This window comes from Achromobacter spanius, from assembly GCF_003994415.1.
Lineage (GTDB): Bacteria > Pseudomonadota > Gammaproteobacteria > Burkholderiales > Burkholderiaceae_B > Achromobacter > Achromobacter spanius_C.
Genome location: NZ_CP034689.1, coordinates 6297570 through 6321922, shown reverse-complemented (window position 1 = coordinate 6321922; position 24353 = coordinate 6297570). Strand labels below are relative to the sequence as shown.

The window sequence follows — 24353 nt, the reverse complement described above, 5'->3', positions numbered from 1 at the left end:
TCCGGCGGGCAGGGTCAGGCCAGGATGGCGGGCAGGTCGGCTACAGTCAAAAACAGTTCGTCGGGCTTGCGCTCGCGCAGGGCATCCATGTGGTTATAGCCCCAGGCGACCGACCCCACGCGCACGCCGGCCTTGCGGGCGGCGTCGATGTCGCGCATTTCGTCGCCCACCAGCAGAAAGCGTTCGGGGGTCACGTCATGGCGCCGCATCAGGCGGTCGATCTTGGCGGCCTTGCCGAACAGATCGGTGCCGCATTCATAGTCGTCAAACAGCGCGGCGGTGTCGGCGCCCAGCACACGCTGCACGTTTTCAATCGAGTTCGAACTCACCACCGCCAGGCGCATGCCGCTTGCCTTCAACTGCGCGAGCATGGCGGGAATGCCCTCGAACAGGTGCACGCTGGGGTCGATGTCCTGCATCAGCGTGCGCACATGCGTCATGATGGCCGGCAGCTTCCACAGCGGAATGCCCAGGTACTTCAGGATTTCCGAGGCTTCGCGATGGCGCAGGTTTTCGCGTTCGGACAGGTCGATCTTGCGAAAGCCGTATTTGTCGGCCACCGTGTTCAGTATGGAATTGAACCAAGGCATGGTGTCCGCCAAGGTTCCGTCGAAGTCGAATGCAGCGATGTCGTATTTCAAGTAATCAATCCGTTTGCCGGCTTGCGGCGGCGCTACAAGCCGTTGGGGTGAAGCAAATAGTGCACCACTGGCGCCAGCGCTTCAAGCGGCGGCGCGCTGGCCACGACACGGGCGGCATTGGTCCAGGGGTAGTCCAGGCCCAGCAGCCAGCCGAACACGGCGGGCATGTCGGCAGCCGGCAGCGTGACCATGGTTTCGATGGTGATGATGAGGTCGGTGGCGCGATAGGGTTCCGGCTGGAACTTCCAGTCGTACCGGCCGCAGCCCACGCGCACGTTGCCGGTGGCTTTTTCGGTCATGCCCACGATCCAGTCGCACTGGTAGTCAGGCAGGCGGGTGTCGGGCGCCGGGCGCGACAGGTAGAACGTGTAGACGTTTTCGTAGGTCTGGCCGAACTTGCGCACCAGCGTGTCGGCAATGGCCGCCAAACCGTGGGATTCCGGTGGAAAGGCAATGGCCTGCGTGCGAAGCGCCATTTTCAGCACGGCATCGGGGGCGAAGGCACGCGCCATGTGGTGGGGGCGGTTTTCGTCCTTGGCGTGGAAATAAGCGCGCAACACGGACTCGGTGCTGGAAGGGGACAACGAATCGGAGGACATTGCAAGGGCTTCCGTCATGGTCTCAACAGTAAGAGTGGGGCATCAGGCGGTGATGGGATCGAACCACTTCGAGACGTTGGGCGGCTCGTAGATGGCGTAGCGGTCCAGCAGCAGCGCGGGGTCTTCTTCCACCACCAGCATGTCGCGATGCTGCGGGCGGATAAAGGCTTCTTCGACGGCGTGGTCCACGAACTGCACCAGCGCATCGTAGTATCCCGCGATATTCAACAGACCGCAGGGCTTCTGGTGCATGTTCAATTGCGCCCAGGTCCAGACTTCAAAAAATTCTTCAAGCGTGCCGGCGCCGCCAGGCAGCGCGATGAAGCCGTCGGACTTCTCGATCATCATCGCCTTGCGTTCGTGCATGTTCTGCACCAGGTGCAGTTCGGTCAGGCCGCGGTGCGCCTGTTCCTTTTTCTGCAGCAGTTCAGGGATCACGCCGATCACGCGGCCACCGGCCGCAAGCACTTCGTTGGCCACCACGCCCATGATGCCGACGACCGATCCGCCGTACACCAGCCCCAGGTCACGCTTGACCAATTCGCGGGCCAGCACGCGGGCCTGTTCGATGTAGTCCGGGCGGGTGCCGGGATTCGAGCCGCAATACACGCAGATGTTCTTCAGGTTCATGACAGGTACGAGATGGCCGGGCCCGTTACAGATTGCGTCACGGGCGTTCCGGGAAGCCGATAGTTTACGAGAAGGCCGGCGGGCGTGTTTCAGGCCCGGCCAGCCGTGCAAATTAGTGGCAGGAGCAATGTTTCGACACAGCAAGTTCCGCTGTGATCGGTAGACTGGGTCGTTCGGTACGACTGGAAATCCAGCGTCGTAGGGCTTTCACTAACTAGAGGAGCGAACGATATGGAACAAGCAACCCGAACCCCCGAGAAGGCCAGCCGCCCATTTGACATGGACGTGAAGGCGATCCGCGCCAAGGCACGCCAAGACATCGAGTCCGGCGCCGTCACGGACACCTACCGCGCCGACCGCGAAACCGTGCTGAAACTGCTGAACGAAGCCTTGGCCACGGAAATCGTCTGTGTGCTGCGCTACAAGCGCCACTACTTCATGGCCCGTGGCTTGAACGCCGAACCGGTGGCCGCGGAATTTGCCGAACACGCCACGCAAGAGCAGGATCATGCCGACCGTCTGGCCGAACGCATCGTGCAGTTGGGCGGTGAGCCGAACCTGTCGCCCAAGGGCCTCTTGGAGCGCAGCCATTCGGAATACGTCGAAGGCAAAAGCCTGCAGGAGATGATCAAGGAAAACCTGATCGCCGAACGTATCGCCATCGACAGCTATCGCCAGATGATCGAATACATCGGTGAACAGGATTCCACCACGCGCCGCTTGCTGGAAGAGATCCTGGCGGTGGAAGAGGAACACGCCGACGATCTGGCGGATTTCCTGTAAAGAAGCAGCCGCGCGTCGCGCGCGGCCAAGGCGCTCGGCTGACGGGCGCGGTCAAACCAAGAGGGGCGCACCGCCAAGGCTGGCGGCGCGCCCCTGCTTTTTCAGACCGCCTCGCCCCAGAGGTCGTATTCGTCTGATTCGGTGACGCGCACGCGCACCATGTCGCCCGCCTTCAGCGTTTTTTCCGAACTGACGTACACACAGCCGTCAATCTCAGGTGCATCGGCGCTGCTGCGGCCAATGGCGCCGTCTTCGTCCACTTCGTCGATCAGCACGTCGATCTCGCGGCCCACCTTGCGGGCCAGGCGCGCGGTCGAAATGCCCTGCTGCAATTCCATGAAGCGTTCCCAACGGTCTTGCTTGACCTCGTCGGGCACGGGGTTGTCCAGCAGGTTCGCGGGCGCGCCTTCCACCGGCGAATACTGGAAACAGCCCACGCGATCCAACTGCGCTTCCTGCATCCAGTCCAACAGGTACTGGAAGTCTTCCTCGGTCTCGCCGGGAAAGCCCACGATGAAGGTGGAACGGATGGTCAGGTCGGGGCAGATCTCGCGCCAGCGCTTGATGCGCGCCAGCGTCTTGTCTTCGAACGCCGGGCGCTTCATGGCCTTCAGGATGCGCGGGCTGGCGTGCTGGAACGGAATGTCCAGGTAGGGCAGGATCTTGCCCTCGGCCATCAGCGGAATCACTTCGTCCACGTGCGGGTAGGGGTACACATAGTGCAGGCGCGTCCAGACGCCCATTTCGGACAAGGCCAGACAGAGCTCCGTCATGCGCGTCTTGACCGGGCGACCGTTCCAGAAACCGCTGCGGTACTTCACATCCACGCCATACGCGCTGGTGTCCTGCGAGATCACCAGCATTTCTTTCACGCCGGCCTTGACCAGGCGTTCGGCCTCGCTCAGCACGTCGCCCACCGGGCGGCTGACCAGATCACCGCGCATCGACGGGATGATGCAGAAGCTGCAACGATGATTACAGCCTTCCGAGATCTTCAGGTACGCGTAGTGGCGCGGCGTCAGCTTGATGCCTTGCGGCGGCACCAGATCCAGATAGGGGTTGTGGTCCTGCTTGGGCGGCGCGGCGTCATGCACGGCGCGCACCACCTCTTCGTATTGCTGAGGACCGGTCACCGCGAGCACGCTGGGGTGCACCTTGCGGATCACCGATTCCTCAACGCCCATACAGCCGGTGACGATGACCTTGCCGTTCTCGGCCAGCGCTTCGCCAATGGCTTCAAGCGATTCGGCCTTGGCGCTGTCGATGAATCCACAGGTGTTGACGACGACGACGTCCGCATCGTTGTACTCGGGCGTGACTTCGTACCCTTCGGTGCGCAGTTGGGTCAGGATGCGTTCGGAGTCGACCAGGGCTTTAGGACAGCCCAGGCTGACGAAGCCGACTTTGGGGGAAGACATGGAATACCTCGGTGGGCGCGAGCCGGCGCCAATGATCAAAATCTGCGCAATTTTAGCGCGGCAGAGCGGGGGCCGTTATTTTAGGGGCAAACGGGCTGTGCTGGCCGTTCCGTTCCCATTTCTCGGGGCTTGCTACCCCGCCCCGCGCCGATACAGCGCCAGCGTCCCCGCCAGCCCGATCATCAGTCCCCCACAAACCCGATTCATCCACCGTAACCCTGCACCCCTGAACAGCCGCACCAACCGCGCGCCCAGCGCCGCATAAACCAGCATGGTCAGCACATTGATCGTAGCCAGCACCCCCGCCACGATGGCGTATTGCATCAACAGCGGCGCCTGCGGATCAATAAACTGCGGCAAGAAGGCCGACATGAATAACAAGGCCTTGGGATTCGTCAGCGCCACCAGAAAGCTGCGCACGCCCAGCGACAGGCCAACCGCGCGGCCGTCCATCGCAGTGGCGGTTGGTAAGACCAGCGCCGAGTCGGACCGCAGCATCTTCCAGCCCAGATAGGCCAAATACGCCGCGCCGACCCACTTGATAACCTGAAACGCAACTTCAGAGGCGGCCAGCAACACGCCCAGGCCGGACGCCACCGAGCCAACCAGAATCAAATCCGCCAGCACCGCGCCCGCCATGCCCCAACCGGCGGCGCGCACGCCGTGGCGCGAGCCATTGCTCATGGCAAGCAGGGTGGTTGGGCCGGGCGTCACGATGGCGACGGCCGAGGCCAGGATGAACAGCAGCAGCGTGGCGGTGGACATAAAGCGCTCTCCTAGGCAGCGGCCAGTTTGACGCCGCCTGCGCCAATCGTCCAGGTCCGGCTACCATATCGGTCTTATCCTCAGAATTTCCGCCATGTCCACGCGTTCCGACTCCCCCCATCTTGCTCCCCCGCTTTCCTCCGTTCTTCTTTCCAGCGCGGGGGTGGTCGAGGGCGTGCTGGACGGCCGTTCCCTGACGGACGCGTTGACCGACGTCAGCGCCGCCTTGCGCCCGGCCACCCAGGCGGTGTCGTTTCATGCGATGCGCTATCTGGGCTGGGCGGATGCCGTGGGCCGGGAATTGGTGCAGCGCTACCCCAGCGTGTTGTTCGAATCGCTGCTGCTGGTGTCCTTGACGCTGCTGAAAGAAGAGGGCGAGGCCGCTGCGCAGTTGCCGGGCATGCCGGTCTACGCGGCCCATACGGTGGTGGACCAGGCCGTGACAGCCGCCTCCAACACCCGCAGCCTGGCGTCGTTCAAAGGCATGCTAAATGCTTGCCTGCGCCGGTTTTTGCGCGAACGCGCGGCGTTGGAAGCCGCGGTGGCCGACAGCCCCGAGGCGCAATGGAACCACCCCGGCTGGTGGGTCAAGCAGTTGGGTATTGCCTACCCGCAGGACTGGCAGCGGATCCTGGAGTCGGCCAATGTACCGGCGCCCCTGACCTTGCGCGTAAACCGCCGCCGCGCCAGCCGCGAACAGGTGCTGGCCGCCTTCGAGGCCGCCGGCCTCGCGGCGCAACCCGTTGGCCAAGCCGGCGTGGTGCTCGGCAGCCCCAAGCCCGTGACGCAGTTACCCGGCTTTGCCGAGGGCTGGTGGTCGGTGCAGGATGCGGGCGCGCAGTTGGCGGCCGAACTGCTGGCGCCGGCTGACGGCATGCGGGTGCTGGACGCCTGCGCGGCGCCCGGCGGCAAGACCGCGCACCTGCTGGAACTGGCCGATATCGACCTGGTGGCGCTGGACGCCGACGGCGAACGGCTGGAACGGGTGGAGCAAAACCTGGACCGCCTGGGCCTGGCCAGCAAGCGCGTGCACCTGGAAGCGGCCGACGCGGCTGACCTGGACGCCTGGTGGGACGGCAAGCCTTTTGATGCGGTGCTGGCGGACGTGCCCTGCACGGCTTCGGGCATCGTGCGTCGCCACCCCGACATCCGCTGGCTGCGCCGGGAAAACGATGTGCGCCGCACGGCCACGTTGCAGGCCCGGATTCTGGACTCCCTGTGGAAAACCGTCGCGCCCGGGGGGCGTTTGCTGTATGTGACGTGCTCGGTCTTCCCGATTGAAGGGGCGCGCCAGGCGCTCGAGTTCCTGCAGCGTCATCCCGAGGCCCAACGGCTGGATGCGCCCGGGCAGTTGCTGCCAGTTGCGCTCAATGCAACACCCGTCGAGCAACATGACGGCTTTTTCTATGCCTTGTTTGCCAAGCAGTCCTGAATCACCAAGAATAGGGGCATAACGGTGTTGCGGTGTCGTATGTCCATTATTTCGCGTTTATTTCTTGGCTTGTTGCTGGTATCTACCTTGCTTTCCACGGTGCCGGGCGGCCAGGTGCATGCCGCCGAGCCGCAGGTGACGCGGGTTGAGCCGGCGGTGCGCAATGGCAAGCTTGAATTCGATGCGGATATCGAATTTGAACTGAATCAGCAATTGCGGGATGCGGCCCAGCGCGGCATCCCGCTTTATTTCACGGCCGACCTGACCGTGACGCGCGAACGCTGGTGGTGGTTCGACGAGTCGCTGGTGGACACCTCACGCACGTGGCGCGTCATCTACAACGCGCTGACGCGGCAATGGCGCGCGGGCGTGGGCGAACTGTCCTTTCCCGTGGCGTCGCTGGACGACGCGATGAGCGTCATCCAGCATATACGCAACTGGTCGGTGGCGGATGCCACCGATTTTGATGCCGGCGTGCTCTATGGCGGACAGATTCGGCTGCGTCTGGACACCTCGCTGCTGCCCCGTCCGTTTCAGGTCAACGCCTTGAACAGCAGCTCATGGGCGCAAAGCACGCCCTGGATGGACTTCTCGTTCATGCTGAGCGACAAGGAGAAGGATCCCTCATGAGGCTGTTGCTCCGGCTGGCCCTGATGGTGGGTGCCGTAAGCGGCCTGGCGTTGCTGGGCTTGCTGGCATGGTCCACGGGCAACGCCTCGCGCTTTGCGCGCTATTACGACACGCTGCTGGTGTTGAACGGCATCTTCGCCCTGGCGCTGTTTGTCTGGGTGGTGGCGCTGACGGTGCGGCTGGCGCGCCAGATCCGGCGGCGGCAGTTTGGCGCGCGGCTGACCGCGCGCTTTTCCCTGGCGTTCGCGCTGATCGGCGTGGTGCCGGGCGCCCTGATCTACACCGTGTCCGTGCAGTTCATGTCGCGGTCGATCGAATCGTGGTTCAACGTTAGGGTGGATACGGCGCTGGAAGCCGGGCTGAACCTGGGCCGCGCGGCGCTGGATTCGCTGCTGGCCGATCTGGATGCGCGCGCCCGCTCCATGGCCGTGGAATTGAACCGCAACACGGACAGCGGCGTGACGCTGGCGCTGACCCGGCTGCGCGAAGCCAATGGCGTGCAAGAGGCCATGGTGTTCACGGGCAGCGGCCGCATGGTGGCGTTTTCCACCAGCCAGTACGGCCAGTTGCTGCCCGCCATGCCCCCGTCCACTGTCATGAACCAGCTTCGGCTGGCGCGCGGCTATTCCGCCGCCGAAGCGGACGACCCCGTCACGGCGGGCGCCGAAGGCGGGCTGCATTTGCGCGTGGTGATTCCGCTGACCGGGCCCGAGCGCTACGACAATCTGCTGGGGTCGTCCGAACCGCGCTGGCTGCAACTGCTGCAGCCGGTGCCGGAACAGATCGCGCACAACGCCAATCTGGTGCAGCAGGGGTTTCGGGATTATCAAGAACTGGCGCTGTCGCGCCTGGGGTTGCGCAAGCTTTATGGCATCACGCTGACCTTGGCGCTGCTTCTGGCCGCGTTCGGCGCCATCGCGGTGGCGCTGTCGCTGTCCAAGCGCCTGGTGCGCCCCTTGCTCAGCCTGGCCGGTGGCACGCAGGCGGTGGGCGTGGGTGATTACCGGCCGCTGCCCGAGCCCCCGGAGCGTGACGAAGTCGGCCAATTGACGCGCTCGTTCAATGCCATGACACGCCAACTGGATGAAGCGCGCCGCATGGTCGAAAGCAATCGCCAGCAGTTGGAGCGATCCAACGTCTATCTTGAAAGCGTGCTGTCGAACCTGTCTTCCGGGGTGCTGGTGTTTGACGAGTCGTTCCGCGTGACCACCGTCAACCAGGGCGCCCAGACCATTCTGGGCGTGGACCTGCGTTCGGTAATCGGCCGGCCACTGGAAACGGTGGACGGCATGCTCGAATTTGCGAACATTGTTCGACAGGCGTTTTCCACGCACGCGGCGGTCGGGTCGGAACGGCAGCATTGGCAACAGCAGTTTGAGATCAGCCCGGCACAAGGCGATGCCACTACGGCACCGCAGCCGCTGACCCTGCTGGCGCGCGGCACCCATCTGCGCGTGGATGGGCGCGGCAACGGCTATCTGGTGGTGTTCGATGACATTACCGAAGTGATCTCCGCCAACCGCACCGTGGCCTGGGGCGAAGTGGCGCGTCGACTGGCGCACGAGATCAAGAATCCGCTTACCCCTATACAGTTGTCGGCCGAACGGCTGGCCATGAAGCTGGAAGGCAAGCTGCAACCGGCGGAAGCGCAGATTGTTCAGCGCTCCACCAATACCATCGTCAACCAGGTGGCATCGCTGAAGCAGATGGTGGACGATTTCCGTGAATACGCGCGCACGCCGCCGGCCGTGATGCAGCGCATTGACTTCAACGCGCTGGTGGCCGACGTGCTGTCGCTGTATGGCTGGGAGCCCGATGGCGGGGCGTCTCGCATCACCGGCAAAGCCTTGAACCTGGACGTGACGCTGGCGCCGGGCCTGCCCGACATCGAAGGCGACCCGACCCAACTGCGCCAGGTCATCCACAACCTGCTGTCCAACGCGCGCGACGCGATTGCCGAACTGGGCGGCCAGGGGCGGGTCAGCGTGACGACGCAGTTGATGCGCAGTGAACAACCCGACCGCGCCGACCAGCAAGCCTTGCGATTTACCGTGGCAGACACCGGGCCGGGCTTTCCGGCCCAGGTGATGCAGCGCGCGTTCGAGCCCTACGTAACCACAAAGTCCCACGGGACTGGGTTAGGATTGGCAATCGTACGCAAGATTGTGGAAGAGCACGGCGGACGTATCGACCTTGCGAACCGCAAGGAAGGGGGCGCGCGGATTTCCATCTTGCTGACCCGGTTGGCGACCGGGGCAGATACTATGGACGCGACCGCGCAAGAAAAGGATAATGCGGCTACGCAATAGGTGGATGCTTTATGGCCAGAATTCTGGTGGTTGACGACGAAGTCGGTATACGCGAGCTTTTGTCAGAGATCCTTTACGACGAAGGGCACACGGTCGAACTGGCCGAAAACGCGGCGCAAGCGCGCGCGGCACGCCTTCGCATGCGTCCTGATCTGGTGTTGCTGGACATCTGGATGCCCGACACGGATGGCGTAAGTTTGCTGAAAGAGTGGGGCTCGCAAGGCCTGCTGGACATGCCGGTGATCATGATGAGCGGCCACGCCACCATCGACACCGCGGTTGAAGCCACGCGCATCGGCGCCATGGATTTCCTGGAAAAGCCCATCACGCTGCAACGGCTTCTGAAGACCGTGGCGGCGGGTCTGGCGCGCGGGCGTGCTCCGCAACCGGCGCCCGTGGCCGTGCATTCGGCGGCCGCCAACACGGCCGTGGCGCTGGAAGACGAGCTGGACCCTCCGGTTCTGACGGCGGCGCCCGCCAACGAAGTGCCGCTTGCTTCCAACGGCCAATTGGGCACCATTTCGCTGGACCAGCCCCTGCGGGAAGCGCGCGACGAATTCGAACGCATCTATTTCGAATATCACCTGGTCCGCGAAAGCCACAGCATGACGCGCGTATCCGAGCGCACCGGCCTGGAACGTACCCACCTGTATCGCAAGCTCAAGCAATTGGGCATTGAATCGGCGCGCAAGCGCAGCACATGAAAATCCTGATCATGGGCGCTGGTCGCGTAGGCACCAGCGTGGCCGAAAACCTGGTGTCCGAAGAAAACGACATCACCGTGGTGGATACCGACCCCACGCAACTTCGCTATCTGCAGGAACACTTCGACCTGCGTGTCGTCCATGGCGACGGCTCGCAGGTTTCTGTGCTGGAAGCCGCCGGCGCGGCCGATACCGACCTGTTCATTGCCTGTGCGGCCTCTGACGCCGCCAACATGGTGGCGTGCAAGATCGCCCGCCAACTGTTCAACATTCCCCGCCGCATTGCCCGCATCCGCTCGGCCGAATTTCCGGAACACCCGGAACTCATGAGCGAAGAGGGCTTCTGTATTGACGCGCTGATCAGCCCCGAGCGCAGCGTCACTACCTATCTGCATAGCCTGATTGAATTTCCCGAAGCCTTGCAGGTGGTGGAATTCGCCGAAGGTCGCGTGTCGGTCGTGACCGTGCGCGTGGGGCATGGCAGCCCCATGGCGCATTCACCCGTCGACAAGCTGCGAGACGTGTGGCCGGACGTGAAGGCGCGGGTGGTTGACGTGCTGCGCGGCGGCCGCCCGCTGCGGGCGGGTAGCGGCACGGTCATTGCCCCGGGCGACGAGGTCGTGCTGGTGGTGGATTCGCGCGATGCGCGCCGCGCCGTGCGCCAACTGCGCGATGCCGAACGCGCCGTGCGCCGCGTGATGATCGCGGGCGGCGGCAACATCGGCCTGCGCCTGGCGCGCCAGTTGGCCGATGAAAAATACAGCGTCCGCATCATTGAACGCGACTTGAAGCGCTGCGAATACCTGGCGACGCAACTGCCTGATAGCGTGCTGGTGCTTCACGGCAGCGGCACGGACGAAGCCTTGCTGGAGCGCGAGAATATCGAAGACATGGACACCTGGCTTGCCCTGACCAGCGACGACGAGGACAACATCATGTCGTCGCTGCTGGCCAAGCGGCTGGGCGCCCGCAAGGTGATTGCGCTGATCAATCGCCAGGCGTATGGCGAACTGATGCAGGGCAGCCATATCGACATCGCCGTATCGCCCTCGCAGGCGACGATGAGCGAATTGCTGCGCCACGTGCGGCGCGGCGACGTGGCCGCCGTGCACCGCTTGCGCCAAGGCGTGGCCGAGGCGCTGGAAGCCATTGCCCACGGTGACCGCTCCACGTCCAAGGTGGTTGGCCGGCCGGTGGGCCAGATCAGCCTGCCCAAGGGCGCCAGCATTGGCGCTTTGGTGCGCGAAGACGAAATCATCTTGCCGGATGCCGACACCATTATTGAAACGAACGACCATGTGATCGTCTTCGTTCCGTCGCGCCGGCAGATGCCGCGCGTGGAAAAGCTGTTCCAAGTGTCGGCGTCGTTCTTCTGATGCGCGCCCACTCCATGCTCCGTCGCGGGCCGAGCGCCGCCGGATAGGCTCCATGAATCGCGTTCTCGGAACCCTCTATATCCTTGGGCTGACCATGGTGATGTTCGCCCTAACCATGCTGATCCCGCTGCTGATCGCCTACGTGGGGGGCGACGCGGCGCGTGACGCCTTCCTGCACGGCTTCCTGCTTTCCCTGGGGATCGGGGGGGCGCTTGCCGCGTTGACGCGGCGCAGCCGCTGCGAATTGCGCGCGCGCGACGGTTTCGTGCTGGTGTCCGCGGTGTGGGCCGGCCTGCCGCTGCTGGCGGCAATTCCCCTGTTGCTCTACTTCCACCGGGCTGGCTTGCCGCTGTCTTTCACCAGCGCCTATTTTGAAGCCATGTCGGGGCTGACCACGACGGGCGCCACGGTCTTGACCAACCTGGACGCCTTGCCGCCGTCCATCAACCTGTGGCGCGCCACGCTGGTCTGGATCGGCGGCATGGGCATCCTGGTGTTGGCGGTGGCGATCTTGCCGTTGCTGGGGGTGGGTGGCCACCAGGTGGTGCGGGCCGAAACGCCCGGCCCCATGAAGGATGAACGCCTGACGCCCCGCATCGCCAGCACCGCCAAGGCGCTGTACGCGGTGTACTTCGTGTTTTCCATTTTGTGCTTCCTGGCGTACCGCGCGGCGGGCCTGTCCTGGTTTGAGGCTTGGTGCCACATGGCCACCACCATGGGGCTGGGCGGCTTTTCGACCTGGGACGACGGCTTTGCCCACTTCGATTCGGTCGCCGTGGAAATGGTTGCGATGGTGTTCATGGTGATCGCGGGTATCAACTTCGCCACCCATTTCAACGCCTTCCGCCAGCGCAGCGCGCGCGCCTACGTGCAATGCCCGCAAGCGATCCCGTACCTGGTCGTGGTGTTGGGGGCCGGCCTGGTCATCTCGGTGTTCCTGTACGCCAAGGGTGTCTACGACGAGCCTTTGGAAGCGCTGCGCTATGGCATGTTCAACACCATTTCCCTGGCTACCACCACCGGCTACGCCAATACGGATTTTGCCCAGTGGCCGCTCTTTGCGCCGCTGACCATGCTGCTGCTGTCGGGCTTCGCCACGTCGGCGGGGTCCACCGGGGGCGGCATCAAGATGATCCGGGCGATTTTGCTGGTCAAGCAGGCTCGCAATGAATTGGTGACCATGCTGCACCCGCATGCGATCAGCCCGGTGCGAATCAACGGGCGCGCGGTGGAAGGGCGGACCATGTCGTCCGTGCTGGCCTTCATGCTGATCTACGGGCTGTCCATCGCGGTGTTCACCAGCCTGCTGCTGCTGTCCGGGCTGGACCCCATCACGGCGTTCTCGGCCGTATTCGCCACCATCAACAACACCGGTCCTGGGCTCGGGCCCGTTGGACCCATGGGCAATTTCTCGGTGCTGTCCGATTTCCAGATCTGGGTCTGCACCTTCTCCATGCTGATCGGCCGCCTGGAGTTGCTGACCGTGCTGGTGCTGTTCACCCCCATGTTCTGGCGCAAATAAGGGGCGCTGACCCCGAAAGCCTCTCAGGAATAACCCTACTCAGGGTTATCCCGTCCCTCTCGGAAAACCGCTTGGCTACTGCAATTGCGGGCGCCATCGCTTGGCAACCCGCGCCATTCCTGACTTGTAAGCGCTTGCTCACTTATCTTCAGAGGGCAAAACCGTGTGCTACGCGATGTTGCACACAAATGTCACGATTTTCAATCGTATTGCCACAAACCTGCGGCTATCATCCAGTCCACAAGCTGCCGTCTAGTGCCCCCCGGGAAGTTACCGGGCTTCAAGGTCGAACGGCGCGTCCCCTCATATCAAACATTCAAAGGAGTCCGGAATGGAACCGATCCCGTTCATTTCGTCGGCCCCCAACACCCTGGGCATCGAACTTGAGTTGCAACTGATCGACCCCCGCAGTTTTGACCTGACCGCCGCCTCTGACGAATTGCTGGCCCAAATGGCCAACCACCCCATTGCCGACCGCGTCAAACCCGAGATCACGCGGTCCATGATCGAACTGAATTCCTCGGTGCACGAGCACCCCATGGGCCTGTTGGCCGAAATGCGCGAGATGCGCGATGCCCTGGTCGAAGCGGCCGACGCGGTTGGCGTGTCGGTGGCCGGCGGGGGCGCCCACCCCTTCATGCGTTGGCAGGAACGGTCCATTTCGGACACCCCGCGCTTCCAGTACCTGGCCGAAATGTATGGTTACCTGGCGCGTCAATTTACGGTCTTCGGCCAGCACATCCATCTGGGCGTGAAAAGTGGCGACGACTCCATCAAGCTGCTGCGCCGCCTATCGCCCTACGTGCCCCACTTCATCGCGCTGTCGGCCTCGTCGCCGTACTGCGAGGGTGTGGATACCCTGTTCTCGTGCTCGCGCCTGAACGCCGTCAACAGCTTCCCGCTTGCCGGCCACATGCCGCCCGAGGTGAAGGACTGGTACCAGTTCGAAGCCCATCTGTCGCAACTGCGCGCCTACGGGCTGGCCGAGAGCATCAAGGACCTCTATTGGGACATCCGCCCCAAGCCGGAATTCGGCACGGTCGAAATCCGCGTCTGCGACACGCCCTTGACCGTGGAGCGTGCCTGCCAGATCGCGGCGTTCGCGCAAGCCCTGGCCGTGCTGCTGATGCGCGAGGACGACCCCAGCGACAATGCCTGGCTGTCTTACCGCAGCAACCATTTCCAGGCCTGCCGTTTTGGCTTGCAGGGCAGTTACGTGACGCCCGACGGCCAACGGCTGCGCCTGATGGACCACCTGCGCACGCTGTTCCAACGCCTGATGTCGGTGGCCGAAGAGCTGGGCACGGGCGACATGATCGCCGCCCTGCGCGACGAGGCCATGCGCAGCGGCAACGATGCACGCTGGCTGCGCAGCCAGTTCCATCGCCTGCGCGACCTGCCGCTGATGGTTGACGCCATGACGCACGCCTGGCGTGGCGAGACGGTGGCTGCCCCGCCGGCTGAGCCCACCGCCGTGCTGCGCCGGCGCATCCGGGCAAATTCCGAACCGATGCAACCCTTGTCGGCGTCGGAACCCGGTGTCAGCGTGCCCTTGCCGGAACGCTTGCACTAGCCGCTGCCGCCGCTTGGGCGGAAGTCATCGAGGGGAACAAAGCCGCGAGTCTTATCGCGGCTTTGTTTTATCGCGACTGTGCTTTATCTTCGCTTGGCGTTCTGGATCAGGGCGTCCAGCGACACGGCGCCGCCGCCGCGCGCAACCAGATACAGCAGCACCGCCGCCCACACGCCGTGCGTGGGGTAGGCGTCTGGGTACACGAAGATCTGGATCACGGCGGTCATCACCAGCAACCCCAGCGCCGACAAGCGCGTGGCCAAGCCAAGCAGCAACAGCACGGGCAGCACATGCTCGGCGGTGGCGGCGGCAAGCGCCGCCCACTCGGGCGGTGCCAGGGGCAACCGGTATTCGTCGGCGAACAGGCTCACGGCCGAGGCCGACACCGACGGCCAGCCCAATTGGAATTCACCCGAGATCAGGTCCACGGCGAAACCCTCGACCTTCGTCTGTCCGGATTTCCAAAACACCGCCGCAATCGAAAACCGCCCCAGCAAGGCAATCAACCAGTGCGGAATGCGTTCGAACTGCGCATTCAGCCGCCGCCAGACGCAGCGGTGTTCGGGTACGGGAGCGGCAGTGGCGGAGCGGTCCATGATGAGAGTCCTTGGGTCAGCAAATAAGGGGCAGGCGCGGCATCACGCGCCCGGCGATATACCCACGATGATCTGGTGGCGGATCAGTTGCGCCAGCGCGTGGCTCCACTGGAAATCGTCATGCTGCTGGGTCAGTCGTTCGAATGCTTCGCCAAGCGGCTGCGTGCCAAGGGCGTCGATCAGCTCAACAAGCGACGCGTCCACCGGAACGGCATGCACGGTTTGCCCCGGCCGGAGCACCACCACTGATTCCGGCACGCAGACGTCGACCGTTGCCAGGTCTCCCTGGCCCCGATGGGCGGCCCAGATCGAGAACACGGCGTAGTTCGACGACATGGCCTGCACGGCGGGATGAATATGCAGGCGCGCGGCGGGCAAGTCGGCCATGCCGGCGATACAGGCTTGCAGCACCGCTGGGGCGGGCGGCTCGTGGTCGGCGGCATGGTAGGCGCGCACGACCCGATATTCCAGCCGCGCCACATCCGCCAGATAGGGCAGCGACGCCGCGGGCGCATAGGCTTGGACAAAATCTGGAAACGTGTCGCCGTAGTAGGCCATGATGGCGGAACGCGGCGGACTCGCCAGCGCATATCCTCGGGCCATGTCCCGAAAGAACGGCTCGCCCACCAGTTCAACGCAAACGGGGAAGTTGTCGGCCAAGGCCTGCATCAGTGAACTGACGACATTGTTCCGATAGATGGCGAAGCGTTCCGGAGGCGCGACTTGCAGCCGCGTCCTGACCTCGTCCGGCGTGGGAGGCGCCTGGTCCAACAGCAAATCGGCGAATTGGCGCAGGGCTGTCATGGCGGCGTGACCAGTGTGGCGTCCAGCTTGGCCAGGCAGGCCTGAACGCGCGCCGCCTCGTGCAGCAATTCGGTCAGGGGCGGGATGTTGCCGTCGCGTTCGATCAGCGTGGCAACAGGGCCGGTCGCGCGCAGCGCCGTTTCATACAGCGCCCAGACGGGCTCGGCGATGGGGGCGTCGTGACTGTCGATAAGCACCACGCTGCCGTCGGGCTCGACTTGCCGGTGATGGCCGGCCAGGTGAATTTCTTCAACGCTGCCAAGCGGCAGCAGCCTCAGATAGCCGCATGCGTCAAATCCATGGTTCACCGCGCTGACGTACACGTTGTTGACGTCCAGCAGTAGGCCGCAACCTGTGCGGGCGACCAGCTCGCCCAGGAACTGCGCTTCGTCGATCAGGCTTGCATCAAAACGCAGGTAGGTCGCCGGGTTCTCGATCAGGATGCGGCGGCCCAGGCTGTTCTGGAACGCATCGATGTGCTCGCTGGTACGCCGCAAGGTCGTGCCGTCGTAGGGAAACGGCAGCAGGTCATTGAAGAACACCCCGGCGCCGCGAGACCAGGCCAGATGCTCGGAAACCAGAGCGGGCGCGTAGCGATCGCGCAAGCGACGGTGCCCGGCCAGCAGTTCCTCGTCCAGCGGGTCCGGCCCGCCCAGCGACAGGCCTACGCCGTGTACAGACAGGGGGTAGCGTTCACGCAAGCGGGTCAGCATTGCGTGCATCGGCCCCCCGGGAACCATATAGTTCTCGGCGTGGATTTCCAGAAACCCCACGCCGGCCGCCCCGTCCAGCAGGGCGTCCGCGTGTTCGGGCTTCAAGCCGACGCCGACCTGGGCCGATAGGCCCGGGCCGGACGCCGTGGCCGGGAAGGGGAGCGATTTCATGACGCGCCAGGGCAGGTCAGGACGCTTTCTTCATTTCCTTGAATTCCTTCAGTTGACCCTGGCCCGTGGGCGAGGTGGGCGACGGGGTTTTCTCGCACGTGCCCTTCGGCACGTTCTTCCAGGCGTTGCCCTGGTAGTCGACCTTGGAGCTGCCCGCGCAGGTTGTGCCGGCGCCCGCCTTGCAATCGTTTTTGCCCTTGAGGGCGACGCCGTAGCACTTTTCCATGTCTGCGGCGTGGGCGGCGGGGGCGCCGGCCATGGTGAACGCGGCGCCAAAAGCCAGTGCCAGGGCGGCGGTGGTACGTGTCTTCATGGTGTCTCTCTCCTGGGGAATCTACGTGAACGGTTACCGCACCACGGATTGCAGTGCTGGCAAGAGGTAGTCGCGCGAGAGAGCGCTTTCCTTACGGAGAGAATTGTAAGAAATGTAAATTCAGAGCGAAGGCGGCTTGGGGGCGGCGTCGTCGTCGCGTTCCGAGGGGCGAGGGTCGGCGCCTTCTTCCGAGGGGCCAGGGTAGGCTCGCGTCAAATCCCCCAGCAGACCGATCTGCTGCCGGAAGCGGCGGCAGCGCCAGCACATCGCCAGATGCATCGTCATGCCGATGCGTTGGGGCAGGCGCAGGGGCGCTTCGCGTTCTTGAGACGCCAGTTGCGAGACGTCACGGCATTTCAGCATTTGCGGCCCCCTTGGTCAGCAAACCAGTTCAGTTCCAGGCAACTGCGTAGCCGCAGGCGGGCCCGGTGCATGGCGATGTGCAGCGCACCGGGTGTCAGGGACAGGCGCTCGCAGATTTCGGCGGCCTCAAATTCCAGGTACTCGCGCATCATGAAGACGCGCGCATTGGCAGGCGGCAAGCGTTCCAGGCATGTGCTGAACACCAGCCAGAACTGTTTGCTGTGCATGGCTTCGTCCGGTGCCGCCCAGGCCGCCGGAAGGGCTTGTGGGGTCCATTCGCCGTTCGGTGTGAAGCAGGCGTCCATCATGTCGGGGTCGTCGGCTTCTGGAAAGTGCGTCAAGCGCGCGCGGCTGCGGATAGTGTCCACGATCTTGTGCTTGAGGATGCCGAACACCCATTGCTTGAATGCCGCGCTATCTTCAAGCGCGCCCCGCTTGGCCAACGCAGCCGCGATTGCTTCCTGCACCGCGTCCTGCGCCGCTTCGGGCTGGCCCAACTGCAACGTGGCAAAGCGCAGCATCTGCCCCCGGAAGGCGTCGATCCAGGCATGTGGGTCGGCGGTGGCGCGGGGGGGCAGTGTCATCGCGGCCTCAGAGGGGCTTGGCCTGCCGGCCGCCGATGGCGCTGACGGACAGGCGAGTCTCACCCGCCACGGTGCGATGCGCCGCGGCGCGCCAGGCATGGCCGTAAGCCACTTCAATACTTAGTGCGATCAGGCCATCGGCCCGGCGTTGGGCTTCCAGGGCGGCGCAGAGGCGGTTGCGCCAGTCTCGCCCCACCAGCCCGCCGCGCCGGCCTTCGGCGGGGTTGCCGCCCAGCGCGCGCACGTCGGCCAGCAGCTTTTCAGGGCTGCGGTAGGTCAGCGTCAGGATTTCCTGGTCCATCACCGGGTCAGCGAAACCGTTTTCCACCAGCAAGTCGCCAAAGTCATGCATGTCCACGAAGGACGGCGTGGCGGTGGACAGGCCCGCATCGGTCAGGGCTTGGCGCAATTCGCGCAGGGTGGCAGGCCCCAGACAGGAGAACATTGCCAGCCCGCCCACTTTCAGGATGCGGCGCCATTCCGCCAAGACTGCATGCGGGGCGCGGTGCCAATGCATCGCCAGGTTGGACCACACCAGCTCCAGGGATTCCGGGGGCAGGCCTGTTTCCGCCAGGTCGGCGTTGACGAAGGCCGGGGCCTTGGCCCCGCGTCCAGCCAGTTTGCCGATCCAGGCGCCTAAACCGGCCGGCGCATGGCGCTTTTTGGCCAGATCCAGCAGCGGTTGGCAGTTGTCCAGGCCGGTGTAGCCCGCGTCGGGATAGCGTTCGCGCAGCAGCGGCAGGTTGTCTCCCGCGCCGCAGCCCGCGTCCAGCATGGCCTGTGGCTGCACGCGGATGTACTGCAAACGGCCCAGCATGCGGCGGGCGACTTCACCGTAAAGAAACTGGGCGTCGGACAGGTCGCCACGGCGGGCGAACTGCCGCGGCACGTCGGCGCTGACGATGGGAAGGGAGGGAAGCGGGGCGGATTCTGGCAGGGACATTTCGGTCGCACCCACGTCTTGGCGGCGGGGCGGAACATGGTTTCATGAGGAATGGCATCCATTATTACGCATCCCGGTCGGCGGATTCGATTGTCCCTACAGGCCATGGGGCGGCGGCTTTGGTCCCGCGTGGGTTGCGATTGCCCGTTGTGCGGGGTGCGCGTGGCAGGCGCGCGCTTGTGTTTAGGCTGCGCGGACGACATCACTGCCGCGCCTTCCGGCACGAACCCGCGCTGCCCGTGCTGCGCGCTGCGGCTGCCGGTTATTGCTTCGGGTGTGGCTCCGGGTTTGGCTTCGGGTTTGGCTTCGGACGTGGCTTCGGACGTGGCTACGGACGTGGCTTCGGCGTTGCCCTCGGACGTGGCTTCGGCCCCGGCCTCAGCCCCAACGCCCACTGCCGCCCCGGCCCCAGCCTCCCTCCCAGCTCCAATTTGTCCCGCCTGCCTGGGAGCACCAAGGGCTTACGTGCAGACGATCGCGGCCTTTGACTATGCGCCGCCCGCCGACGCGCTGATCCGGATGCTGAAAACGCAACTGCGCCTGAGCATGGCGCCGGTGCTGGCCAGCCTGCTGGCCGATGCCATCCGAAATAAACCACCGCTGCCCGACGGCGTCTTGCTGGCGCCCGTGCCCGCCAGCCGCGCGTCGTTACGCGCACGCGGCATGAACCCGGCAGCAGAAATCGCCCGCAGCCTGGCGGCCGAACTGAACCTGCAGCTGGTCCGGCAAGCGCTGCGGCGGTGCCGGGAAACGCCCAGGCAGACGGCGTTGGGACGGCACGCGCGGCGCCAGGTTGCAGCCGGCGTGTTCGTGGCTTCTACAGCAGTACGCGGCCGCCACGTGGCCGTGGTGGACGACGTCATGACCACCGGCAGCACCGTGCAGGCCGCAGCGGTGGCGCTGTTGGCGGCGGGCGCGGCCGGAGTGACGGTGCTGGTGGTCGCCCGCACGCCGTAATGGCGCCGGCGTCGTGTTACCGCGCTGGTGGAGCGCCGGGCTTTCGGCGCGGCTCGCCCATAAAGCGTGGGAAGCGCCCGGGCCGTCAGCGCGCCGCTCTCTCAAATCGGCGACAATCGCGCCACGCCGCCACCCTGGCGCCGCAAGCCGTCCTAGTCCTACGTCCCAGTTCCGTATTCGCCATGTTCCACGTCATCCTCGTCTGCCCCGAGATTCCCCCCAACACCGGCAACGCCATCCGGCTGTGCGCCAACACGGGCGCGCAATTGCACCTGGTGCGTCCGTTGGGATTCGAATTGGATGACGCCCGCATGCGCCGCGCCGGGCTGGACTATCACGAGTGGCAGCCCGTGCGGGTGCATGACACCCTGCAGGAAGCGCTGGACGACACGGGGGCCGACGCCTCCAGCATCTACGCGCTGACCACGCACGCGCAGCGCAGCGTGGCCGACGTCGCCTTCAAGCCAGGCGACGTTTTCGTCTTCGGCCGCGAAACAGCCGGCCTATCCGACGAGCATCAAGCGATGTTCCCGCCCCAGCAGCGTCTGCGCTTGCCGATGCGCGCGGGCCAACGCAGCCTGAACCTGTCCAACGCCGTCGCCGTCACCGTCTTCGAAGCCTGGCGCCAACAAGCCTTCGAAGGCGGATCGTGAATGGGCGCCGCGCGCCTCGGCCCGCCCAAGAACCCCACCTTCCAACACGGATCGTGGACGGGCGCGGCGCGCCACGGTCCGCCCAGGAACCCCACCTTCCGTTGATCGTAGGATGGGTGTAGCGCGCCACGACGTACCCAAGAACGCCGCCTTCCAACGCGCAAACCCATCAAACAGCGGCGAAACCAAACCGCCCACCCCACAAAGCAGCGGCGAATAAAAAATCGCCCCACTCACCTCAAACACGCAAACCCATCAATCCAGCGACAGCTTCAAGCGCTCAATCACCTGATCCCACCGCGCTTTCTCATTCTTGATCCGCGTCGTCAACGCCTCAGGCGTCGACGCCGCCGGGGTGAAATACTGCAACGCCAACTGCTTGCGCACCGCCTCGCTGTTGATCACACGCGCCAACTCACTATTCAGCCGTTCGACCACCGGCGTGGGCGTCCCCGCCGGAACCAGCACCGCGTTCCACGAAATCGCCTCGAAGTCGGGATAGCCCTGCGACGCCATCGTCGGCACCCCCGGCAGCGCCTCGCTGGGCTGCAGGCTGGTCACCGCCAGCAGCTTCACCTTGCCGTCGCGCGCCTGCGGCACCGCAATCGCGGGCACCATGAAACCCGCCTGCACATCGCCACCGATGATGGCCGTAATCACCTGCGGAAAACCGGAATACGGAATATGCGCCAGGTCCACGCCCGCGCTTTCCTTGAACATTTCCATCGCCAGATGCGCCGAGCTGCCCGGCCCAACCGACCCGTAGTTCAACGAATTGCCGCGTTCCTTGACCAGCTTGACGAAGTCCTGGACGTTGTCGACCTTCAGGCTGCCGGGCACCACCAGCACGTTCGGGCTGGTGCCCACCAGCGTCACCGGCGCCAGGTCCTTCAGCGGGTCGTAGCCCAACGTTTTCTTGTACAGCGTGGGCGCGGTCACCAGCGGGCCGTTGATCGTATAGAGCAACGTGTAGCCATCCGGCTTGGCCTTGGCCACGATGCGGGTGCCGATGTTGCCACCCGCGCCGGGCTTGTTGTCGATGACGATGGGCTGGCCCAGCGCCTGCGACAGCGGCTCGGATATCGTGCGTGCCAACAGGTCCGGCGACGAGCCGGGCGGAAACGGCACGACCATATGGATGGGGCGGTCGGGCCAGTCGGCATGGGCGGCGGCGGGCAGCACGGCGGCCAGGCTCAGGCACAGGCCGCGCAGCAGCGGGCCGACCCGGAATTTGCGGGTTTGCGTCATGACGGATGTCTCCTCGGGATGGGGCGTGTGTGTTGTTGTTAGAGAGGGGTCAAAGATGGCCACCCAGCGTGTCGTCCAGCGGGCCGCTGCCGTTGGCGCCGATGTTCACGCTGACGTCGGCGCTTTCATCGCGCGGGTCGCGCGCCAGCAGCGCCGACACCGCGGTCATGGGCGCAACGCCGTCGAACAACACGGCGCATACGGCTTCGGTAATGGGCAGTTCGACATGGATGGCGCGGGCGCGGTCGCGCGCCGCGCGGGCGCAGCGCACGCCTTCGGCCGTGATGCCGCTGGCCAGGATGTCGGCCAGCTTGCGGCCGGCGCCGATCTCCAGGCCTACGCGACGGTTGCGCGAGAGCTCGCCCGTGGCGGTCAGCACCAGGTCGCCCAGGCCGGTCAGCCCGGCGAAGGTTTCGCCGCGCGCGCCCAAGGCAACGCCAAAGCGGGTCATTTCGGCCAGGCCGCGCGTGATCAGCGCGGCGCGGGCATTGGTGCCCAGCGCCAGCCCGTCGCCGATGCCGCAGGCAACCGCGATGACGTTTTTCAGCGCCCCGCCGACCTCGACGCCCACCAGGTCGGAACTAGCGTAGACGCGCAGCGCCGCGCCGTGGAAGGCCGCGGTGGTGGCATCCCGCAGCCCGGCATGGGTGCTGGCGACTGTCAGCGCCACTGGCAGGCCCTGGGCCACTTCGCGCGCGAAGGACGGGCCAGACAAGACGCCGCCGATTGCGCCGGGCAGGGCCGCTTGCACGATCTCGTGGGGCAGCCTGGCCGTGTCGGCTTCAAAGCCCTTGCAGGTCCATACGATGGGGGTGTCTTGCAGACCCAGGACGGGTAGCCGGCGGGCCAGTTCGCCGCAAAGGGCGGCCAGCCCGGCCACGGGCACGCCCAGCACGATCAGACGGCGCGTGTCGTCGGACATGTCTCCGACCTCGCCCTCGCCGCGCAAGCTGCGCAGTGTGGCGTCCAGGTCGGATGAAAAATTCAGGGAAGCGGGCAGGTTAATGCCCGGAAGGTAGCGCGCGTTTTCGTGCGCGGCAGCCATGTTGGCGGCCTGCGCGGCGTCGCGCGCCCAGAGCACGGTGGGGTGGCGGCGGCTGGAGGCCGCCGCCAACGCGGTGCCCCAACTTCCCGCACCCAGGACGGCAACGCGCAAGCGCGGCTGAGCGGGATGGTTCATCGGGGCGCGGCGTGCTTACTGACGGGTGGCGCTGGCGGGCAGGATGATGCCCGAATCGCTGCCGTTGGCATTGCCGTTGGCGGCGCCTTGCTGCTGCTGTTGCAACTCGGCCAGGCGCTGTTCATACAGGGCTTGGAAGTTGACTTCGGTCAGGTGCAGCGGCGGCATCGAGGTGCGGGTGATGGCATCGGCCACGTTCGCGCGCAGGTACGGGTACAGCATCGTCGGGCACACAATGCCCAGCAGCGGATCCAACTGCTCTTCGGGGATGTTGGCCGCTTCGAAGATGCCCGCTTGCGTGCCTTCAACCAGGTACACGACCTTGTCGTTGATGCGGGTGGTGACGGTGACGGTGACCGTGGTTTCGAACACGGTCTCGGCCAGGCGCTGGCCACCCACGGTGATGCTCACTTCAACCTGGGGCGCTTCTTGCTCCAGGAAGACGTGGGGCGCGTTCGGCATTTCCAGCGAAAGGTCTTTCAGGTAGACGCGTTGCAGATTGAACGAGGGCGCGTCGTTGCTGCCTTCTTGCTGGGTGTTTTGGTCTTGATCAGCCATGAGTGTTTCCGTTGGTGGGGGGGCAAAAGTAGAGGCGATTAGCCGTTGAGCATGGGGGCAAGGCCACCCGAGCGGTCCAGGGCCATCAAGTCGTCGCAACCGCCGACATGGGTATCGCCGATGAAGATTTGCGGCACGGTGCGTCGGCCGGTACGTTCGATCATGACATCGCGTTGTGACGGGTCGCGGTCGATCTGGATGATTTCCAGATCGGTCACGCCACGCTGCTCAAGCAGGGCCTTCGCGCGCGAGCAATAGGGACAGTAGTCCTTGCTGTACATGACGACTTTATTCATAGGCGCTCCTTGCGAATCGAAGATGGAAAAAATCGGGGTAGCCACGAGGGCGGCGGCCCGTGTCAGCCCTTTTGGGTGACCGGCAGGCTGGCCGCCGACCAGGCGCGCATGCCACCTTCCAGCGGCACCGCGTCGGCAAAACCTTGCGCACGCAGCTTGGCGGCGGCGCGGGCCGAATCACGGCCATTGTCGCAAACCACAACCAGCGGCTTGTTCTTGGGCAGCGACGCAGCCTTTTGTTCCAGGTCTGCCGCCGGCACATTTCGTGCCTGGGCGATGTGCCCGGCCTGGAATTGTTCGGCGGGGCGCACGTCGATCCACACGGCGTTGCGCTGGTTCACCATCTGGATGGCTTCGCCGGTACTGACGGCCGAGCCCTTGCGGCCCTTGCGCAGGGCGGGAATCGCCAGCATCACGCCGGAGATCACGGCGACGCCGACGATGAAGACATTGTTTTTATCGAGCAAGAATTGCAAAAGATCCACGGGGCATCCTGAAGGGCGGCAGCTAGCCGGATATGGGCGAACCCTCGGCCAACCCGCGGGCGCCGCGCCAGGGAATTGGACGAGTGCGCCGGGGCAAAATCAAGGGC

General features: G+C 64.9%; 27 protein-coding genes. 10 read left to right on the top strand and 17 right to left on the bottom strand.

What is annotated here, in order from left to right:
* Positions 1–14 precede the first annotated feature (14 nt).
* Genes ELS24_RS28955 through ELS24_RS28945 form a run of 3 tightly spaced genes read right to left on the bottom strand, consistent with a single transcriptional unit; the run spans position 15 to position 1870 of the window.
* Complete coding sequence (locus tag ELS24_RS28955) at positions 15–641, bottom strand: HAD hydrolase-like protein (RefSeq protein WP_050448761.1); 627 nt, start codon at positions 639–641, stop codon at positions 15–17.
* A gap of 32 nt (positions 642–673) precedes the next feature.
* The gene (locus ELS24_RS28950) at positions 674–1258 is read right to left on the bottom strand and encodes a hypothetical protein (protein ID WP_370641207.1); all 585 of its coding nucleotides are present in this window, start codon (positions 1256–1258) and stop codon (positions 674–676) included.
* A gap of 24 nt (positions 1259–1282) precedes the next feature.
* Positions 1283–1870 carry a TIGR00730 family Rossman fold protein gene (locus ELS24_RS28945; protein ID WP_050448759.1) on the bottom strand — a complete coding sequence of 196 codons (588 nt, stop codon included), beginning with the start codon at positions 1868–1870 and terminating at the stop codon, positions 1283–1285.
* Between the two features lie 231 nt (positions 1871–2101).
* Between ELS24_RS28945 and ELS24_RS28940 the strand changes: the two genes are divergently transcribed.
* A complete protein-coding gene (locus tag ELS24_RS28940; RefSeq protein WP_050448758.1) occupies positions 2102–2653 on the top strand; it encodes a ferritin-like domain-containing protein in 552 nt (183 codons plus the stop codon).
* A gap of 101 nt (positions 2654–2754) precedes the next feature.
* Here ELS24_RS28940 and rimO read toward each other — a convergent pair whose 3' ends face one another.
* On the bottom strand, positions 2755–4071 hold the full coding sequence (rimO, locus tag ELS24_RS28935; protein WP_127186044.1) for a 30S ribosomal protein S12 methylthiotransferase RimO: 1317 nt from the start codon (positions 4069–4071) through the stop codon (positions 2755–2757).
* Between the two features lie 132 nt (positions 4072–4203).
* The gene (locus ELS24_RS28930; RefSeq protein WP_127186043.1) at positions 4204–4836 is read right to left on the bottom strand and encodes a LysE family translocator; all 633 of its coding nucleotides are present in this window, start codon (positions 4834–4836) and stop codon (positions 4204–4206) included.
* Between the two features lie 94 nt (positions 4837–4930).
* Between ELS24_RS28930 and rsmB the strand changes: the two genes are divergently transcribed.
* The 7 genes from rsmB (at position 4931) to ELS24_RS28895 (ending at position 14382) form a co-directional block, all read left to right on the top strand.
* Positions 4931–6268 carry a 16S rRNA (cytosine(967)-C(5))-methyltransferase RsmB gene (gene rsmB / locus ELS24_RS28925; RefSeq protein WP_127186042.1) on the top strand — a complete coding sequence of 446 codons (1338 nt, stop codon included), beginning with the start codon at positions 4931–4933 and terminating at the stop codon, positions 6266–6268.
* Between the two features lie 39 nt (positions 6269–6307).
* Complete coding sequence (locus tag ELS24_RS28920; protein ID WP_083447289.1) at positions 6308–6898, top strand: DUF4390 domain-containing protein; 591 nt, start codon at positions 6308–6310, stop codon at positions 6896–6898.
* The gene (locus ELS24_RS28915; RefSeq protein ID WP_050445768.1) at positions 6895–9207 is read left to right on the top strand and encodes a sensor histidine kinase; all 2313 of its coding nucleotides are present in this window, start codon (positions 6895–6897) and stop codon (positions 9205–9207) included. Before ELS24_RS28920 ends, ELS24_RS28915 begins: the two co-directional genes overlap by 4 nt.
* 11 nt (positions 9208–9218) lie before the next feature.
* Positions 9219–9911 carry a response regulator gene (locus tag ELS24_RS28910; RefSeq protein WP_050445769.1) on the top strand — a complete coding sequence of 231 codons (693 nt, stop codon included), beginning with the start codon at positions 9219–9221 and terminating at the stop codon, positions 9909–9911.
* A complete protein-coding gene (gene trkA / locus ELS24_RS28905; protein WP_050445770.1) occupies positions 9908–11287 on the top strand; it encodes a Trk system potassium transporter TrkA in 1380 nt (459 codons plus the stop codon). Before ELS24_RS28910 ends, trkA begins: the two co-directional genes overlap by 4 nt.
* Positions 11288–11339: 52 nt before the next feature.
* On the top strand, positions 11340–12809 hold the full coding sequence (locus tag ELS24_RS28900) for a TrkH family potassium uptake protein (RefSeq protein ID WP_050445771.1): 1470 nt from the start codon (positions 11340–11342) through the stop codon (positions 12807–12809).
* A 331-nt stretch (positions 12810–13140) separates the two neighbouring features.
* Positions 13141–14382: a YbdK family carboxylate-amine ligase gene (locus tag ELS24_RS28895; protein WP_127186041.1), complete on the top strand. Its 1242-nt coding sequence runs from the start codon at positions 13141–13143 to the stop codon at positions 14380–14382.
* Positions 14383–14465: 83 nt separating this feature from the next.
* Here the strand turns inward: ELS24_RS28895 and ELS24_RS28890 are convergent, their stop codons facing one another.
* The 7 genes from ELS24_RS28890 to ELS24_RS28860 form a co-directional block, all read right to left on the bottom strand.
* Positions 14466–14978: a DoxX family protein gene (locus tag ELS24_RS28890; RefSeq protein WP_127186040.1), complete on the bottom strand. Its 513-nt coding sequence runs from the start codon at positions 14976–14978 to the stop codon at positions 14466–14468.
* Positions 14979–15020: 42 nt separating this feature from the next.
* Positions 15021–15782 (bottom strand): DNA-binding domain-containing protein, encoded by a 762-nt coding sequence (locus ELS24_RS28885; protein ID WP_127186039.1) that lies wholly within the window; start codon positions 15780–15782, stop codon positions 15021–15023.
* On the bottom strand, positions 15779–16666 hold the full coding sequence (locus ELS24_RS28880; protein WP_127186038.1) for a DUF692 domain-containing protein: 888 nt from the start codon (positions 16664–16666) through the stop codon (positions 15779–15781). The genes ELS24_RS28885 and ELS24_RS28880 overlap by 4 nt, the downstream gene beginning before the upstream one ends.
* Before the next feature lie 16 nt (positions 16667–16682).
* Positions 16683–16979 (bottom strand): BufA1 family periplasmic bufferin-type metallophore, encoded by a 297-nt coding sequence (locus tag ELS24_RS28875; RefSeq protein ID WP_050445776.1) that lies wholly within the window; start codon positions 16977–16979, stop codon positions 16683–16685.
* Between the two features lie 120 nt (positions 16980–17099).
* Positions 17100–17342 (bottom strand): hypothetical protein, encoded by a 243-nt coding sequence (locus ELS24_RS28870; protein ID WP_127186037.1) that lies wholly within the window; start codon positions 17340–17342, stop codon positions 17100–17102.
* Entirely contained in the window at positions 17336–17926 is a 591-nt protein-coding gene (locus ELS24_RS28865) for a sigma-70 family RNA polymerase sigma factor (protein WP_164741319.1), read from the bottom strand. The genes ELS24_RS28870 and ELS24_RS28865 overlap by 7 nt, the downstream gene beginning before the upstream one ends.
* A 7-nt stretch (positions 17927–17933) precedes the next feature.
* Positions 17934–18869 (bottom strand): methyltransferase domain-containing protein, encoded by a 936-nt coding sequence (locus ELS24_RS28860; RefSeq protein ID WP_050445899.1) that lies wholly within the window; start codon positions 18867–18869, stop codon positions 17934–17936.
* 465 nt (positions 18870–19334) lie between these two features.
* Between ELS24_RS28860 and ELS24_RS28845 the strand changes: the two genes are divergently transcribed.
* Together ELS24_RS28845 and ELS24_RS28840 are read left to right on the top strand one after the other, a co-directional pair.
* Positions 19335–19826 (top strand): ComF family protein, encoded by a 492-nt coding sequence (locus tag ELS24_RS28845; protein WP_240669583.1) that lies wholly within the window; start codon positions 19335–19337, stop codon positions 19824–19826.
* 182 nt (positions 19827–20008) lie between these two features.
* Positions 20009–20479 (top strand): tRNA (cytidine(34)-2'-O)-methyltransferase, encoded by a 471-nt coding sequence (locus ELS24_RS28840; protein ID WP_127186035.1) that lies wholly within the window; start codon positions 20009–20011, stop codon positions 20477–20479.
* Between the two features lie 255 nt (positions 20480–20734).
* On the opposite strand, the gene ELS24_RS28835 is transcribed toward ELS24_RS28840, so the two are convergent.
* From ELS24_RS28835 to ELS24_RS28815, 5 genes are all read right to left on the bottom strand, one after another.
* Positions 20735–21727, bottom strand: coding sequence for a Bug family tripartite tricarboxylate transporter substrate binding protein (locus ELS24_RS28835; protein WP_127186034.1), 993 nt, complete (start codon positions 21725–21727; stop codon positions 20735–20737).
* Between the two features lie 49 nt (positions 21728–21776).
* Entirely contained in the window at positions 21777–22907 is a 1131-nt protein-coding gene (locus tag ELS24_RS28830) for an NAD(P)H-dependent glycerol-3-phosphate dehydrogenase (RefSeq protein WP_127186033.1), read from the bottom strand.
* Between the two features lie 15 nt (positions 22908–22922).
* On the bottom strand, positions 22923–23465 hold the full coding sequence (gene secB / locus ELS24_RS28825; protein WP_050445783.1) for a protein-export chaperone SecB: 543 nt from the start codon (positions 23463–23465) through the stop codon (positions 22923–22925).
* Between the two features lie 38 nt (positions 23466–23503).
* The gene (grxC, locus tag ELS24_RS28820; protein WP_050445784.1) at positions 23504–23761 is read right to left on the bottom strand and encodes a glutaredoxin 3; all 258 of its coding nucleotides are present in this window, start codon (positions 23759–23761) and stop codon (positions 23504–23506) included.
* 62 nt (positions 23762–23823) lie between these two features.
* Positions 23824–24246 (bottom strand): rhodanese-like domain-containing protein, encoded by a 423-nt coding sequence (locus tag ELS24_RS28815; RefSeq protein WP_050445785.1) that lies wholly within the window; start codon positions 24244–24246, stop codon positions 23824–23826.
* Between the last annotated feature and the right edge of the window lie 107 nt (positions 24247–24353).